Consider the following 13,620-nt stretch of genomic DNA (forward strand, 5'->3'; position numbering starts at 1 on the left):
GTCCCGCTCAGCCGACGAGCCCGCGGACGTCCCACAGGTGCCCGCCGGGCACGTCCCGGCCGGGGCCGAGCAGGGCGTCCACCGTGGCGCGTACCGGCGAGCGCGGGCCGATGAAGTAGCCGGCCACCACCAGCGCGTCGACCGGGCGGGGCCGACGGCGGGGCGCGGGAGCGGGCCGCTCCGGGAGGGTCAGGCGGGCCGGCTGGTCAGTTTCCGCACGTCCCACAGCCACACGTCCAGCTCCTGCCGTCCGGGCCCGACCAGTTGCTCCACCGTGCGGCGCAGCGGCTCGGCGTTCTGCTCGGCCAGCGGTAGCACCACCACCGCCGCGTTCCAGTGCCGCAGCTCGTCCAGGTAGCGGCGGCGCTGCCGGTCGTCGAGCTTCGGCGTCCGGCCGGTGGACGACACCTCCCGCAGCATCTCGCCGATGCCGCTGGGCCGCCCGCCGAAGCGTCCCGGGTCTCCGGTGACGCCGTTGCGCGGGGCGAGGAAGTAGCCGCCGGGAATCTTGAAGTCGAGGTTGGTGCTGGCCGCCCAGCGCATCGGGTCGGTGTTGCCCATCGCCGGCACCGGCACGGACACGAGCGTCTGGTCCGGGCCGACGTACTGCCGCCACCGGTCGGCGGTGATGAACTTCGGCACCGGCTCCCGGGTGGTGACCCGCAACGGCATCGGCGCGATCGGCAGCAGCGCGAGGATAAGGCCGGCGGCGGTGAGCTTGCGGGCCGTCCGCCGGTCCACGCCCCGCAGCGCCCAGGCGCGGCGCACCGCGTACGCGAGCAGGATCGCCACCGTCACGCTCGTGATCAGGCCGAAGCGGGTGGGCACCACGGCGTCCAGCAGCGGCAGCCGCACCAGGAACTCCCACGGCCCGGTGACGAGTTCCCGGTCCCACCAGGAGATCCGCTCGCCGAGGGAGAGCACGGCGAAGAACAGCCCGGTCGCGGCCAGCGCCCGGACGATCACGTCGCGCCGCAGCCAGATCACGATGCCCACGGCAATCAGCGACAGGCTCCAGCCGAAGAACGCGTTCTCTTCCGAGTAGTTCGGGGCGAGGTTGACGTTGGCGCGCTCGTTGCCGCCGAACGTGGGCGAGCCGGGGGCGAAGTACGCGGCGATGTCGTTGCCGTAGTCGCGTACCGCGTCGCTGAGCCCGTGGTACGCCATCGGGCCGGCGAACTGCACATACAGCGGGTACGCCAGCAGCGCGCCGGCCAGCGCCGCGCAGACCGCCAGCCCGGCGCCGAGCGGACGCCACGCGGTCGTCCACCGTTCGCGCTGCTGCACCACCACGGCGATCAGGAACACGCCCAGCGCGAGCGCGGTGAAGAGCAGGATCTCCTCGTTGATGAACGCCTGCGCGGTGACCAGCAGCGCCAGCAGCACGCCGTCGCGCACCGGCCGGGTCGAGCGGGTCAGCACCAGCACCCGCCACACGATGAACGGCAGCAGGAACTGGCTGATGATGTTCGGATGCCAGTTGGCGTGCGACAGCATGGCCGGCGAGAACCCGCAGAACCAGGCCGCCACGGCGGCGGCCGGGCGGTGCCGGATCACGTGCCGGGACAGCACCCGGTACCAGGCGGCGGCGGTGCCGGCCAGGCCGAGCGTGACCAGCGTGACGAAGGAGACCGCCGGTCCGAACAGGAGGGTCACCGGCACCATCGGGATGCCGAGCGCCAGGATGGCGGTGTTCGCCATCAGGTTGACGCCGTCGGGGTAGTTGAACTGCTCGGTGAAGAACGGGAACTCGCCGTGCAGCACCACCCGTACCGAGTGGGCCAGGAAGAACTGCACCTGCGCCGGGTCGCTGCTGTAGAGCGCGGCCACCCGCCCGGCCGGGTCGGCCCAGATGCCGCTGGTCACCCAGATCGCGGCGAGCAGGAATCCGCCGTACACGGTGAGGTCGATCCGGCGGCGGGTCCACCGCCACCGGCGCACGCGCCGCGCGCCCGGCGTGGCCGGCGCCTCGGGCTCGGCCGGCGGTTGCGGAGGTGTCGTGGTCGCCGGCTCCGGCTCGGCGACGGTGACCGGTGGTGGATCAAGGGTGACGGAGCGGTGGCCCGTCGGGGCGGCGGCGTCCGGCGTCGAGGCGCCGCGGGTCTCGGCAGGCGTCACAATCGGCGGAGTCTACCGGAGCCGGATATTGATACCCGAATCGCCCGTCACGTTCCGCAGTGGTCACTCGACCGAAAGGGTGAGCCGGGCGCGGCCGGGTGGCGGGCCGTCTCGTACCATGTGGGCTTCCGACCGACGACCGGCGAGGGGATCAGGGTGCTTTCAGCCCGCCGAAGCGCTACGACGGGCACCGCGCTGGCAGCTCTGCTGCTGGTCACCGCGGGTTGCGGACCGATCGCGGACCGGAAGCCGGCGGATCTGCGGGTCGGCTACGACAGCCTGGACGGCAACCTCGCGGTGTGGCCGCCGCGCGGCAGCCTGGCCGGCGACGCGGCGGCGACCGCCGCGATCACCACAGCGGTACGCGAGTGGCGCTCCCCGGTGGACGACCGGGTACACGTGCCCACCTCCGGCATCCTCTTCTCCGGTCAGGTGGCCGGCTCCGCGCTGGCGCTGGTCGCCGCCGATGTCCCCGGTGACGCCGCCTCCTGGCTGCTGCAACTCGACCGGGACGGGCAGCGCTGGCGGGTGGCACACGCCACCGAGTACACCGATCCCGGCTACCTGGTCTACTCCGACGTGCTGCCGGTGCGCGACCCGGACGGCCGCCGCTACCTCACCTCGGCCCGCGTCGCACGCCTGCTCGGCCCCGACGGCAAGGCCGTCGCCAGCACCGACGGCGTCACCGAGCCGGTCGCCGTGCCGGACTGCCGGGCCGTCGAGCTGACCGCGGCGCTGCGGCCCACGACGTCACTGCCGCGCGGCAAGGCCGCGGACCGCGTCCTCGACCTGGGTACGGCCACCGAAGCGCCCCGCTACCCCCTGGTACGCGACGACACGGGCGCCGGGAAGCGCGCGCTGACCGGGCTGGACACCTGCGTGCTGGCCGGTGAGCGGGGCCCGTTCGGCAGTGTGCCGCGCCGCATCGGCGACCGGGACGCGCCCCGTTCCGCGCCGGAGTCCTGGCCGATGGCGAAGATCGCCACCCGTTCGCTCGGTTCGGTGGCGCTCGGCGACGGGGAGCCGGGCGAGTTGGAACAGTTGAGCTGGGACAGTCCCAGCGGGACGATGACCGCGGTGGTCTACCGGCCCGCGGACGGCGGCACGCCGGTGGTCTCCCCCGCCGACCGGTCCACCACGCTCCAGGCGTACCACCTGCCGATGCCCGGCCGGCCGCTGGCGGTGCTGAGCTGGCGTACGGGCGAGGTGTCGTTCTCCGCCCCGCCCGGCACCACCCGCCTGGTGGACCGTCCCGGCCTGGTGGTCGTCGAGCACACCGACCAGCGGCAGACGTTCAGCCTGGCCGGCACCGAGAAGACCTGGTACCGATCCCTCCCCACCCCGTAACCCGCCGTTGTCCCCGTCGATCATGAACTTGACGGCAACAAACCGGACACAATCCACGGCCAACCTCATGATCACCCCGGGCGCCCCCGCCCGGCGATCTTGCGGTTGCGGCCCTCCCTTATCGGGCTAAGCCGACATCAGGAGGGCCGCAAGTGCAAGATCGACGCGCAGACCGGGCGCGGCGCGCAGGAGAGCGGGGTCAGCTCTGGGCTCGGGCTCCGTTCGCGGCCGGGTCGACCGGGGTGGCGTCGAGGCTGGAGATCCAGCCGGTGACGTCGCGTGCCACGTCCTGCGCGGTCAGCCGCAGGTCGGCCAGGATCTGCGCGCGGCTGCCGTGCGGGTGCCAGTCGGCCGGCACGCCCATGTCCTTCACCGGTACGCGGACGTCCGCGTCGCGCATCGCCTGCGCCAGCGCGGAGCCGACGCCGCCGATGCGCACGCCGTCCTCCACGGTGACCACGAGCCGGTGCCCGGCGGCCAGCTCGACCAGTTCGGCCGGCACCGGGCGGACCCAGCGCGGGTCGACCACAGTCACGCCGTACCCCTGCTCGGCGACCCGGGCGGCGACCTCGACGCCGAGGCCGGCGAACGAGCCGACCGCCACCAGCAGCACGTCGGTACGCGCCGACTCGGCCAGCACGTCGACCGGGCCGACCCGGCGTACGGCCGGCAGGTCGGCGGCGACGGTGCCGGTCGGGAAGCGCAGGATGGTCGGGCCGTCGTCCACGGCGATCGCCTCGCGCAGCTCCTCGCGCAGCGTGGCCGAGTCGCGGGGCGCGGCGATCCGCAGGCCGGGCACCACGCCGAAGACGGACATGTCCCAGATGCCGTAGTGGCTGGGCCCGTCGGGGCCGGTGATGCCGGCGCGGTCCAGCACGAACGTGACGGGCAGCTTGTGCATCGCCACGTCCAGCAGGACCTGGTCGAACGCGCGGTTGAGGAACGTGGCGTAGACCGCCACCACCGGGTGCAGCCCGCCCATGGCCAGACCGGCGGCCGAGGTGGCCGCGTGCTGCTCGGCGATGCCCACGTCGTACACCCGCTCCGGGTACTTGCGGGCGAGCGTGGCGATGCCGGTGGGCTCGGCCATGGCGGCGGTGATGCCGACCACGTCGGGACGCTCGTCGGCGATCGCGACCAGCTCGTCGGCGAAGACGTTGGTCCACTTCACCGACGGCACGGCGAGCAGCTTGCCGGTCTCGGCGTCGAACGCGCCGGGGCCGTGCAGGCAGTCGGCCTCGTCGTCCTCGGCGGGACGGTAGCCGTAGCCCTTGCGGGTGACCGCGTGCACGATGACCGGGCCGCCGAAGTTCTTGGCCGCCCGCAGCGCCGCCTCGACCGCCGGCACGTCGTGGCCGTCGACCGGGCCGACGTACTTGATGCCGAGGTCCTCGAACATGGCCTGCGGGGCGACCGCGTCCTTGATGCCCTTCTTGACCGCGTGCAGCACCTCGTACATCGGCTTGCCGACGAACGGGGTGTTGCCCAGCGCGTCCTTGACCGTGTCGAGCACCTTCTCGTAGCCGGGGTTGAGCCGCAGCGACGACAGGTGGTCGGCGAGGCCGCCGATGGTCGGCGAGTAGGACCGGCCGTTGTCGTTCACGACGATCACCAGCGGGTTGCCGGCGGTGGCGATGTTGTTCAGCGCCTCCCAGCACATGCCGCCGGTGAGCGCGCCGTCGCCGACCACGGCCACCACTGAGCGCTTCTCGCCGCGCAGCGCGTACGCCTTGGCGAGGCCGTCGGCGTACGACAGGGCGGTGGAGGCGTGCGAGTTCTCGATCAGGTCGTGCTCGCTCTCCGCCTGGCTGGGGTAGCCGGAGAGGCCACCGCGCTGGCGGAGCTTGTCGAAGCCCTCCTGCCGGCCGGTGAGGATCTTGTGTACGTACGCCTGGTGGCCGGTGTCGAAGAGGAGCCGGTCGCGGGGGGAGTCGAAGACCCGGTGCATCGCCAGGGTCAGCTCGACCACACCCAGGTTGGGGCCGACGTGGCCGCCGGTGCGGGAGACCTTGGCGATCAGGAAGTCACGGATCTCGGCGGCGAGGATGTCCAGCTGCTCGGCGGTCATCCGCTTCACGTCCTGCGGGCCGCGGACGGTGCCCAGCAGCCGACCGTGGTTGGCCGTGCCCTCTTCAACACTCATGACCGGAGAGTCTATCGGCCGCGCGACAGTCCGCAGCCCGGCCGTGCATCGACCCAGGTCAGGCGTCGACCACCAGCCGCCGGGGCGCGGGTGGGCGCGGCGCGGCGGCGGACGGGCCGGCCGGCGTCCAGGAGCCGAGCACGGCGGCCCGGGACGCGCCGGTCACCGACGGCACCGCGCCCGGCAAGCCGTGCCAGGACAGCCAGCCGAGCAGCGCGAACGCGTACGCCTCCTTGGCCTGGGCGGGTACGCCCAGCTCGTCGGTGGTGCGCAGCCGCCAGCGTCCCACGCCCAGCGCGGCCAGCCGCGCCCGGAGTGTGGGATTGCGCACTCCCCCGCCGGCGGCCACCACCTCGGTGACCCGGTGCCGGTCGCAGGCGTCGGCCACCGTGCGGGCGGTCAGCTCGGTGAGCGTGGCCAGCACGTCGTCGGCGGCCACCGGCTCGCCGAGCGCGGCCAGCGCCGCGTCCAGGTAGCCGCCGTGGAACAGCTCCTTGCCTGTCGACTTGGGCGGCGGCGCGGCGTAGTACGGCTCGGCGAGCAGCCGGGCCAGCAGCGCCGCGTGCACCCGCCCGGCCGCGGCCCGCGCTCCGTCGATGTCGCAGGGCCGGTCCAGGAAGCGCCGGGCGGCGGCGTCCAGCAGCGCGTTGGCCGGGCCCACGTCGTACCCGAGGACGGGCGCGCCGGGCGCGACCACCGTGAGGTTCGCGATCCCGCCGAGATTCAACGCCGCACGTGGGCCGGCAGCCGGGTCGAGCAGCAGCGCGTCGAACGCCGGGACCAGCGGCGCGCCCTGGCCGCCGGCCGCCACGTCCGCCGAGCGCAGGTCGTGCAGCACCGGTACGCCCACCCGGGCGGCCACCCGGGCCGGCGCGCCGAGCTGGAGCGTGCCGCGCACCCGGCCCGCCTCGACCCAGTGGAAGACCGTCTGCCCGGGCGACACGACCGCGTCGGCAGCGCCCCCGGCCAGCTCGACGCCGGCCGCCGCCGCCTCGGCGAACACCTCGCCGAGCCGGTTGTCCAGCCGGCAGACCGCCTCGATGGTGGTGGCCGCCGGGGGCAGCAGCGCGCTGATCTCGGCCCGCAGGTCGTCCGGGTACGCCAGTTCGCGGTGCCCGAGCGGCCGCAGCCGCAGCGTGTCGCCGGCGGCGGTGAACTCGGCGGCCACCACGTCCACGCCGTCGTAGGACGTGCCCGACATCAGGCCGACGATGCGCAAGGAAGGGCCCCTTCTTAACGGATCCGGTAGCAAAAGGGCCCCTTCTTAACGCGCGGGGCCGGGGCCGTGCGCGGGCAGGAACAGGCCGACCAGCTCCACGTGCTGGGTCATCGGGAACAGGTCGTACCCGCGCAACTCGGCCAGCCGCCACCCCGCCTCGCGGAACGTGCGGACGTCCCGGGCGAAGGCGGCCGGGTCGCACGCCACGTACGCGACCGCGCGCGGCCCGGCGGCCACCACGTCGCGGACCACCGGCGCGCCCGCGCCGGAGCGCGGCGGGTCGAGCACCACCAGGTCGACCGGGCCGGTGATCCGGCGCCGGGCCAGCGCGGTCTCCACCCGCGCCGCGACCACCTCGACGCCGCGCAGGTCGGCGAGGTTCTCCCGGGCCGCGGCCACGCCGTCCGGCGCGGACTCGACGAGCGTCACCCGGGCCCCGTCGACCCGTTCGGCGAGCGCGGCGGCGAACAGCCCGGCGCCGCCGTACAGGTCCCAGGCCGTCTCGCCCGGTTGCGGGTCGAGCAGGTCGAGCACCGCGCCGGTCAGCGCGTCCGCCGCCGCCGGGTGCACCTGCCAGAACCCGGAGGCGGGCAGCGTGAAGGACCGCCCGGCCGCCGTCTCCCGGACCCGCTCCGGCCCGCTCACCGCCGTCGGAACCCCCTCGGCGTACGCGACCACGGCGACGTCCCCGCCGGTGCTGGCGACGGTCTCCACCGCGTCGGCGTCGGGCCAGCGGGCGCCGGTCGGCGGGAGCACCGGCAGTTCCTGGATCGCCGGGTGCGCGATCAGGCACCGCTCGATCGGCACCACCTCGTGCGAGCGGTGCTTGAGCAGCCCGGCCCGCCCGGCCGCGTCGACCGCGTACCGGACCCGGGAACGCCAGCCCAGCGGCCCGCCGGGCAGCGCCTCGACGCGTACGCCGAGCGCGTCGATCTGCGCGGTGGTGAGGCCGCCCAGCCGGGTGAGCTGCTCGCGCACCACGGCGAGCTTCCAGTCGAGCTGGGCGGCCGGGGCGACGTGCTGGAGGTCGCAACCGCCGCACCCGCCCGGCCGGGCGTACGGGCACGGCGGGGTGACCCGGTCCGGTGCGGCGTCCAGGATCTCCACCGCGTCGGCGCGGGCGAAGCCCCGGTGCAGCTCGGTCACCTCGGCGATCACCCGCTCGCCGGGCAGCGCGTGCCGGACGAAGACCACCTGCCCGCCGACGCGGGCCACGCAGTGCCCGCCCGGCGCGACCGCGTCGACTGTCAGCTCGACCCGCTCGGCCTCCTCCAGCCCGGGGCGTTCCGCCGTCGGCACCGGACCGGGACGCTCGTCGGCGCTCACGGCCGCTCCTCCCGCTCGGCGGAGGGCGCGGACGGGGTGGACGGGGTGGACGGGGTGGACGCCACCGGCGGCGGCAGCGTGCTCTGCGGCGCCACCCGGGGGCCGCGCGCCGGACCCCGGCTGAGCGTGGCGTCCAGCCGGTCCAGGTTCTTGCTGGCGGTGGAGGCGAGCTGCCACGGCACGCTCGTCACCATCACGCCCGGCTCGAACAGCAGCCGCCCCTTGAGCCGCAGCGCGCTCTGGTTGTGCAACAGGTTCTCCCACCAGCGCCCCACCACGTACTCGGGAATGAAGACGGTGACCACGTCGCGCGGCGACTCCCGGCGCACCGACGCGACGAAGTTGAGGATCGGCCGGGTGATCTCCCGGTACGGGGAGTCGATCACGGTGAGCGGCACCGGCAGCTCGCGGCGCTCCCAGTCGGCCTGCAGTTCCCGGGTGTCCTGCTCGTCCACGTTCACGGTGACCGCGGTGAGCGTGTCCGGCCGGGTCGCCCGGGCGTAGGCGACCGCCCGCAGCGTCGGCTTGTGCAGCTTGCTGACCAGCACGATGGCGTGGTTGCGGGCGGGCAGCACGCCCCGCTGCTCGGTCGGCTCCAGCTCCTCGGCGATCCGGTCGTAGTGGCGGCGGATGCCGAGCATCACCACGTACATCACCGCCATCGCGACGATCGCGATCCACGCCCCGAGCAGAAACTTCGTGGCCAGCACGATGACCAGCACCACGCCGGTCATCACCATGCCGAACGTGTTGATCGCCCGTGAGCGCAGCATCCGGCGGCGCGCCTCCGGGTCCCGCTCGTTGCGAAGGTGCCGGTTCCAGTGCCGGATCATGCCGGCCTGGGAGAGCGTGAACGAGACGAACACCCCGACGATGTAGAGCTGGATGAGCTTGGTCACCTCGGCCTGGAAGCCGATGATCAGCACCACCGCGAAGACGGCCAGGAAGAGGATGCCGTTGGAGAACGCCAGCCGGTCGCCTCGGGTGTGCAGCTGGCGCGGCAGGTAGCGGTCCTGCGCGAGGATCGAGCCGAGCACCGGGAAGCCGTTGAAGGCGGTGTTGGCGGCCAGGAACAGGATCAGCGCGGTCATCCCGGCGACCACGTAGAGCAGCACCGAGCCGCCGCCGAACACGGTCTCCCCGAGCTGCACGGTCACCGTCTTCTGCACGTAGTCGACCGGGCCGGAGACGATCTGCGTCCTCGGGTCCTCGACGAACTGCAGGCCGGTGAGCCGGGACAGCCAGATGATGCCGACCAGCATGGTGACCGCGATGCCGCCGAGCAGCAGCAGCGTGGTCGCCGCGTTCTTCGACTTCGGGGCCTTGAAGGCGGGTACGCCGTTGGAGATCGCCTCCACGCCGGTGAGCGCCGCGCAGCCCGACGAGAACGTGCGCAGCAGCAGGAACACCAGCGCGAACCCGGTGACGCTGTGCTCGGCCTGGATCTCCAGGCCGGCGCTCGGCGCGCGCAGGTCGTCGCCGAGCACGAAGACGCGGACCAGCCCGGTCAGCAGCATGCCGCCGATGACGATCACGAAGCCGTACGTGGGGATGGCGAAGGCGGTGCCGGACTCGCGCAGGCCGCGCAGGTTGATCGCGGTGAGCAGCACCACCGCGCTGACCGCGATGAGCACCTTGTGGGTGGCCACGAACGGCACCACCGAGCCGAGGTTCGCCACGCCGGAGGAGACCGAGACGGCGACGGTGAGCACGTAGTCGACGAGCAGCGCGCTCGCCACCGCGAGACCGGCGCGGGGGCCCAGGTTGACGGTGGCCACCTCGTAGTCGCCGCCGCCGGAGGGGTAGGCGTGCACGTTCTGCCGGTAGCTCGCCACCACGGTGAGCATGACGACGACCACCGCGAGCGCGACCCACGGCGAGAAGAAGAACGCCGAGGCGCCGGCGATGGACAGCGTCAGGAGGATCTCGTCCGGCGCGTACGCCACGCTGGAGAGCGCATCGGAGGCGAAGACCGGCAACGCGATGCGCTTCGGCAGCAGCGTGTGCTGCAGGCGGTCGGACCGGAACGGTCGACCGAGGAGGAGTCGCTTCAGCAGCGAGGTGGGTCGGGCCACAACCGCCAAGCGTACGACCACCTGGTGCCGGGCGCGGGGGTGGTCGATCTCCGGCCTGCGCGCCCGCGCGGTACGGTTCGGTCCCCCGTCCGGCAGGGGGACGTGGCAGGCTCGCAGGCGACGGGTCGGCGGGCGGCGCCGTGGGAGGAGCGGACACCGTGCATGTGGTGATCATGGGCTGCGGCCGGGTCGGGTCGACCCTGGCCCACAGCCTGGAGTCGCGCGGCCACTCGGTGGCGGTGATCGACCAGGACGCGGACGCGTTCCGCCGTCTCGGGCCGGACTTCGCCGGCATCACGGTGACCGGCGCGGGCTTCGACGGTGAGGTGCTGCGCCAGGCCGGCATCGAGCGGGCCGACGCGTTCGCGGCGGTCTCCAGCGGTGACAACTCCAACATCATCTCGGCCCGGCTGGCGCGGGAGACGTTCGGCGTGTCCCGGGTCGCGGCCCGCATCTACGACCAGCGCCGGGCGCAGGTCTACGAGCGGCTGGGCATCCCCACCGTGGCGACCGTCCGGTGGACGGCCGACCGGATGCTGCGCCACCTGGTCCCCGAGGGCAACGTGGAGATCTTCCGCGACCCGACCAGCACCGTGTCGATCATGGAGGTACCGGTGCACAAGGACTGGATCGGCCGGCCGCTGCGGCAGCTGGAGCAGGCCGCCGGCGCCCGGGTGGCCTACCTGAACCGGTTCGGCATCGGCACCCTGCCCACCGCCTCCACCGTGGTGCAGGAGGGCGACCAGGTCTTCATGCTGGTGACCGACGACATCAACGGCCCGGTCACGTCGGTGGCGGCGGCGCCGCCGGAAGGGGGGCACTGAGCCATGCGGATCGCCATCGCCGGCGCCGGCAACGTCGGCCGCTCGATCGCCCAGGAGCTGATCGACAACGGCCACCAGGTGATGCTGATCGAGCGGCAGCCGAAGATGCTGCGGCCCGACCGGGTGCCCGCCGCCGACTGGGTGCTCGCCGACGCGTGCGAGCTGGCCAGCCTGGAGGAGGCCGACGTGGCCGGGTGCGACGTGGTGGTCGCGGCCACCGGCGACGACAAGGTCAACCTCGTGGTGTCGCTGCTGGCCAAGACCGAGTTCGCGGTGCCCCGCGTGGTGGCCCGGGTCAACCGGGCGGAGAACGAGTGGCTGTTCACCGAGCAGTGGGGCGTCGACGTCGCGGTCAGCAAGCCGCGCGTGATGGCGGCGCTGGTCGAGGAGGCGGTCACCGTCGGCGACCTGGTCCGGCTGATGACGTTCCGGCAGGGCGAGGCGAACCTGGTCGAGATCACCCTGCCGCCGACCGCGCCCTACGTGGGGCAGGCGATCCACGCGGTGCCGATCCCCCGGGACGCGGCGCTGGTGGCGATCGTGCGCGGCAAGCGGGTGCTGGTGCCCACCCCGGACGACCCGATCGAGGCCGGCGACGAGCTGGTGTTCGTCTGCACCGCCGCGGTGGAGGACGACGTGCGCGCGGTGATCCTCGGCCCGGCCAGCGCGGACCGCCACCGTTCCTGAAGCGGCCTCAGGCGCCCGGGAGCGGGGTGGGTGCGCCCTCCCGGGTCACCCGGCGCACCACCCAGACGGTGATCAGCAGCAGCAGCGCGTACGGCGGGTAGCCCAGCGCGAGCCGGGCCACGCCCAGCGCGGTGTCCTGGTGGGCCAGGTAGAGCCCGGCCTGTACGCCGACCTTGGCCAGCCACACCACGCCCCACAGCACGGTGAGCTGGGTGAAGGTGCGGACCAGCTTGGGGTCGTCACGCCACTCGGAGCGGCCCTTGGCGACCAGCACCGACCAGATCCAGCCGACCAGCGGCTGCCGGATCGCGGCCGAGAGCAGCAGCGCCAGGCCGTAGCCGATGCCGTAGAGGATGCCGGGCAGGTAGAAGTCGCGCTCGTCGCCGGTACGCAGGGCCAGCAGCGCGCCGATGCCGACGCCGAACAGGCCGTTCACCGCGTGCCGCACCGGCTTGCGCTGGGCCAGCCGCAGGCCGGCGATCAGCAGCGCCACCGCCACCGAGGCGTACACGGCGGGGCGCAGCTCGCCGATCACGTTGGCGACCACGAAGACCACCACCGGGATGCTCGACTCGACCAGCCCGCGCCATCCGCCGAGCTGGTCGGCCATCTGCTCGGCGAGGCTGGGCAGCCGCTCCTCGTCCTGCGGGCCGAGACCCGACGGGGTGTGCTGCTGTCCGGTCGTCACTTCGGCGACTCCAGCTCGTAGTACGGGTTGTAGATCACCTTGCGGTCGTCACGCACCGCCACCCGGCCGCGCGCGGTCAGGTGCCGGCCCGGCTCGATACCGGCGATGTGCCGACGGCCCAGCCAGACCAGCGTGACGACGTCGGTGCCGTCGTAGAGGTCCGCCTCCAGCGTGGGCAGGTTCGTGCGCGGCGTGTAGACGACGGTGCGCAGCCGCCCGGCCACCGACACCACCTGGCCCCTGTTGCACTGGCGGGCCGGCGTGCCGCCGGACTCGGCGCTCTCCCGGCGCAGCTCCTGCGCCTCGATCTCGGCCTCGCTGGCGGTGAGCCGGTGCAGGAGCCGCCGCAGCGACCCCCGGCTCTCGTCGGTCGTCATGACCTCCGCGTCACCCTCTCCACAGCGGGGCCCCGCTGGTGGCGGAACCGTCCCGCCAGAGTACGCCGACACGGCCCGCCGGCGGGAGCGCCGTGGTACGCGTACCGCCGCCCGGGACGCCGGCACGCCGCGGGCCCGGCGCCGTTCGACGCCGGGCCCGGGCACGTGTGGATCAGACCTCCTGCTGCTCGGCGGCGGCCTGCTGCTCGGCGACCTCGCGGGGCAGCCGCAGCGGCAGCGGCTCGCGCACCGGCTTGGCCTCCTGACCGCGGTCGACCACCAGGCCGTCCAGGCAGGCCGTCAGCGGCCCGGCGGTGGCCGCCTCGGTGGCCGCGAGGCCCTGGAAGACGCCGCGCACCATCCAGCGCGGGCCGTCGATGCCGACGAAGCGCAGGTCGGTCGGGCCGTCCGGGGTACGCACCCGGGCGCGCAGCTCGGGACCGCGCTCCCCGTCGACCTCCTGGACGGTGGCGCCGTCGGCGACGAGCGACTGGCGGATCTCCTCGCGCACCTCGTCCCAGATGCCCTCGGAGCGGGGCGCGGCGAAGACGCCGAGCTGCAGCGCGCTCTGCCCGTGCACCAGCACCACCTGCTGGATCACGCCCTGCGGGTCGGCCTGGACGCGCACCTCCACGTCCGGCACCGCCGGGATCTGGAGGCTGCCCAGGTCGAGCCGGGGCGCGTCGGGGGCCTCGCTGACGTCGTACGGCCCGCGGTCCGGCGCCGACGGGGTCTCCTCGGCGTCGAGGACCCCATTGTCACGCGCCTCGTCGGCCCGCTTCCGGGAGAAGATCACTGCGCCCACCCTCCGCTGTT

12 protein-coding genes are annotated in these 13,620 nt (G+C 73.9%); 3 read left to right on the forward strand and 9 right to left on the reverse strand.

Going from position 1 to position 13,620, the window contains the following annotated elements:
* Positions 1–7 precede the first annotated feature (7 nt).
* Positions 8–226: a hypothetical protein gene (locus BAW75_RS32080; RefSeq protein ID WP_146074856.1), complete on the reverse strand. Its 219-nt coding sequence runs from the start codon at positions 224–226 to the stop codon at positions 8–10.
* Positions 190–2,121 carry a DUF6311 domain-containing protein gene (locus BAW75_RS18790; protein WP_420915032.1) on the reverse strand — a complete coding sequence of 644 codons (1,932 nt, stop codon included), beginning with the start codon at positions 2,119–2,121 and terminating at the stop codon, positions 190–192. Before BAW75_RS18790 ends, BAW75_RS32080 begins: the two co-directional genes overlap by 37 nt.
* Before the next feature lie 153 nt (positions 2,122–2,274).
* Here BAW75_RS18790 and BAW75_RS18795 point away from each other — a divergent pair, with 153 nt between their 5' ends.
* Positions 2,275–3,465, forward strand: a complete 1,191-nt coding sequence (locus BAW75_RS18795) for a hypothetical protein (RefSeq protein ID WP_043330528.1) — start codon at positions 2,275–2,277, stop codon at positions 3,463–3,465.
* A 199-nt stretch (positions 3,466–3,664) separates the two neighbouring features.
* Here the strand turns inward: BAW75_RS18795 and dxs are convergent, their stop codons facing one another.
* Genes dxs through BAW75_RS18815 form a run of 4 tightly spaced genes read right to left on the reverse strand, consistent with a single transcriptional unit; the run spans position 3,665 to position 10,228 of the window.
* The gene (gene dxs / locus BAW75_RS18800; RefSeq protein WP_104114401.1) at positions 3,665–5,608 is read right to left on the reverse strand and encodes a 1-deoxy-D-xylulose-5-phosphate synthase; all 1,944 of its coding nucleotides are present in this window, start codon (positions 5,606–5,608) and stop codon (positions 3,665–3,667) included.
* Positions 5,609–5,666: 58 nt separating this feature from the next.
* Positions 5,667–6,860 (reverse strand): anhydro-N-acetylmuramic acid kinase, encoded by a 1,194-nt coding sequence (locus BAW75_RS18805; protein WP_338109318.1) that lies wholly within the window; start codon positions 6,858–6,860, stop codon positions 5,667–5,669.
* Between the two features lie 12 nt (positions 6,861–6,872).
* Positions 6,873–8,153, reverse strand: coding sequence for a class I SAM-dependent RNA methyltransferase (locus BAW75_RS18810; RefSeq protein ID WP_208635271.1), 1,281 nt, complete (start codon positions 8,151–8,153; stop codon positions 6,873–6,875).
* Positions 8,150–10,228, reverse strand: a complete 2,079-nt coding sequence (locus BAW75_RS18815; RefSeq protein ID WP_104114403.1) for an APC family permease — start codon at positions 10,226–10,228, stop codon at positions 8,150–8,152. The genes BAW75_RS18810 and BAW75_RS18815 overlap by 4 nt, the downstream gene beginning before the upstream one ends.
* A 158-nt stretch (positions 10,229–10,386) precedes the next feature.
* On the opposite strand from BAW75_RS18815, the gene BAW75_RS18820 reads away from it, so the two are divergent.
* Both BAW75_RS18820 and BAW75_RS18825 read left to right on the forward strand, forming a co-directional pair.
* Positions 10,387–11,052 carry a potassium channel family protein gene (locus BAW75_RS18820; protein WP_043325668.1) on the forward strand — a complete coding sequence of 222 codons (666 nt, stop codon included), beginning with the start codon at positions 10,387–10,389 and terminating at the stop codon, positions 11,050–11,052.
* 3 nt (positions 11,053–11,055) lie between these two features.
* Positions 11,056–11,739 (forward strand): potassium channel family protein, encoded by a 684-nt coding sequence (locus tag BAW75_RS18825; RefSeq protein ID WP_043325670.1) that lies wholly within the window; start codon positions 11,056–11,058, stop codon positions 11,737–11,739.
* Positions 11,740–11,746: 7 nt separating this feature from the next.
* On the opposite strand, the gene BAW75_RS18830 is transcribed toward BAW75_RS18825, so the two are convergent.
* The 3 genes from BAW75_RS18830 to BAW75_RS18840 all read right to left on the reverse strand — a co-directional run bounded on the left by BAW75_RS18830 (position 11,747) and on the right by BAW75_RS18840 (position 13,600).
* A complete protein-coding gene (locus BAW75_RS18830) occupies positions 11,747–12,427 on the reverse strand; it encodes a DUF3159 domain-containing protein (protein WP_069089369.1) in 681 nt (226 codons plus the stop codon).
* Positions 12,424–12,804: an OB-fold nucleic acid binding domain-containing protein gene (locus BAW75_RS18835; protein ID WP_043325675.1), complete on the reverse strand. Its 381-nt coding sequence runs from the start codon at positions 12,802–12,804 to the stop codon at positions 12,424–12,426. Before BAW75_RS18835 ends, BAW75_RS18830 begins: the two co-directional genes overlap by 4 nt.
* A gap of 172 nt (positions 12,805–12,976) precedes the next feature.
* Entirely contained in the window at positions 12,977–13,600 is a 624-nt protein-coding gene (locus tag BAW75_RS18840) for a DUF3710 domain-containing protein (protein WP_043325677.1), read from the reverse strand.
* Between the last annotated feature and the right edge of the window lie 20 nt (positions 13,601–13,620).

It is taken from the genome of Micromonospora chalcea, from assembly GCF_002926165.1.
Taxonomy (GTDB): domain Bacteria; phylum Actinomycetota; class Actinomycetes; order Mycobacteriales; family Micromonosporaceae; genus Micromonospora; species Micromonospora chalcea.

Excerpts from the sequence above, each read along its gene's own strand:
- dxs (WP_104114401.1), bottom strand. The coding sequence starts at position 5,608 with ATGAGTGTTGAAGAGGGCACGGCCAACCACGGTCGGCTGCTGGGCACC.
- BAW75_RS18825 (WP_043325670.1), top strand. The coding sequence starts at position 11,056 with ATGCGGATCGCCATCGCCGGCGCCGGCAACGTCGGCCGCTCGATCGCC.
- BAW75_RS18835 (WP_043325675.1), bottom strand. The coding sequence starts at position 12,804 with ATGACGACCGACGAGAGCCGGGGGTCGCTGCGGCGGCTCCTGCACCGG.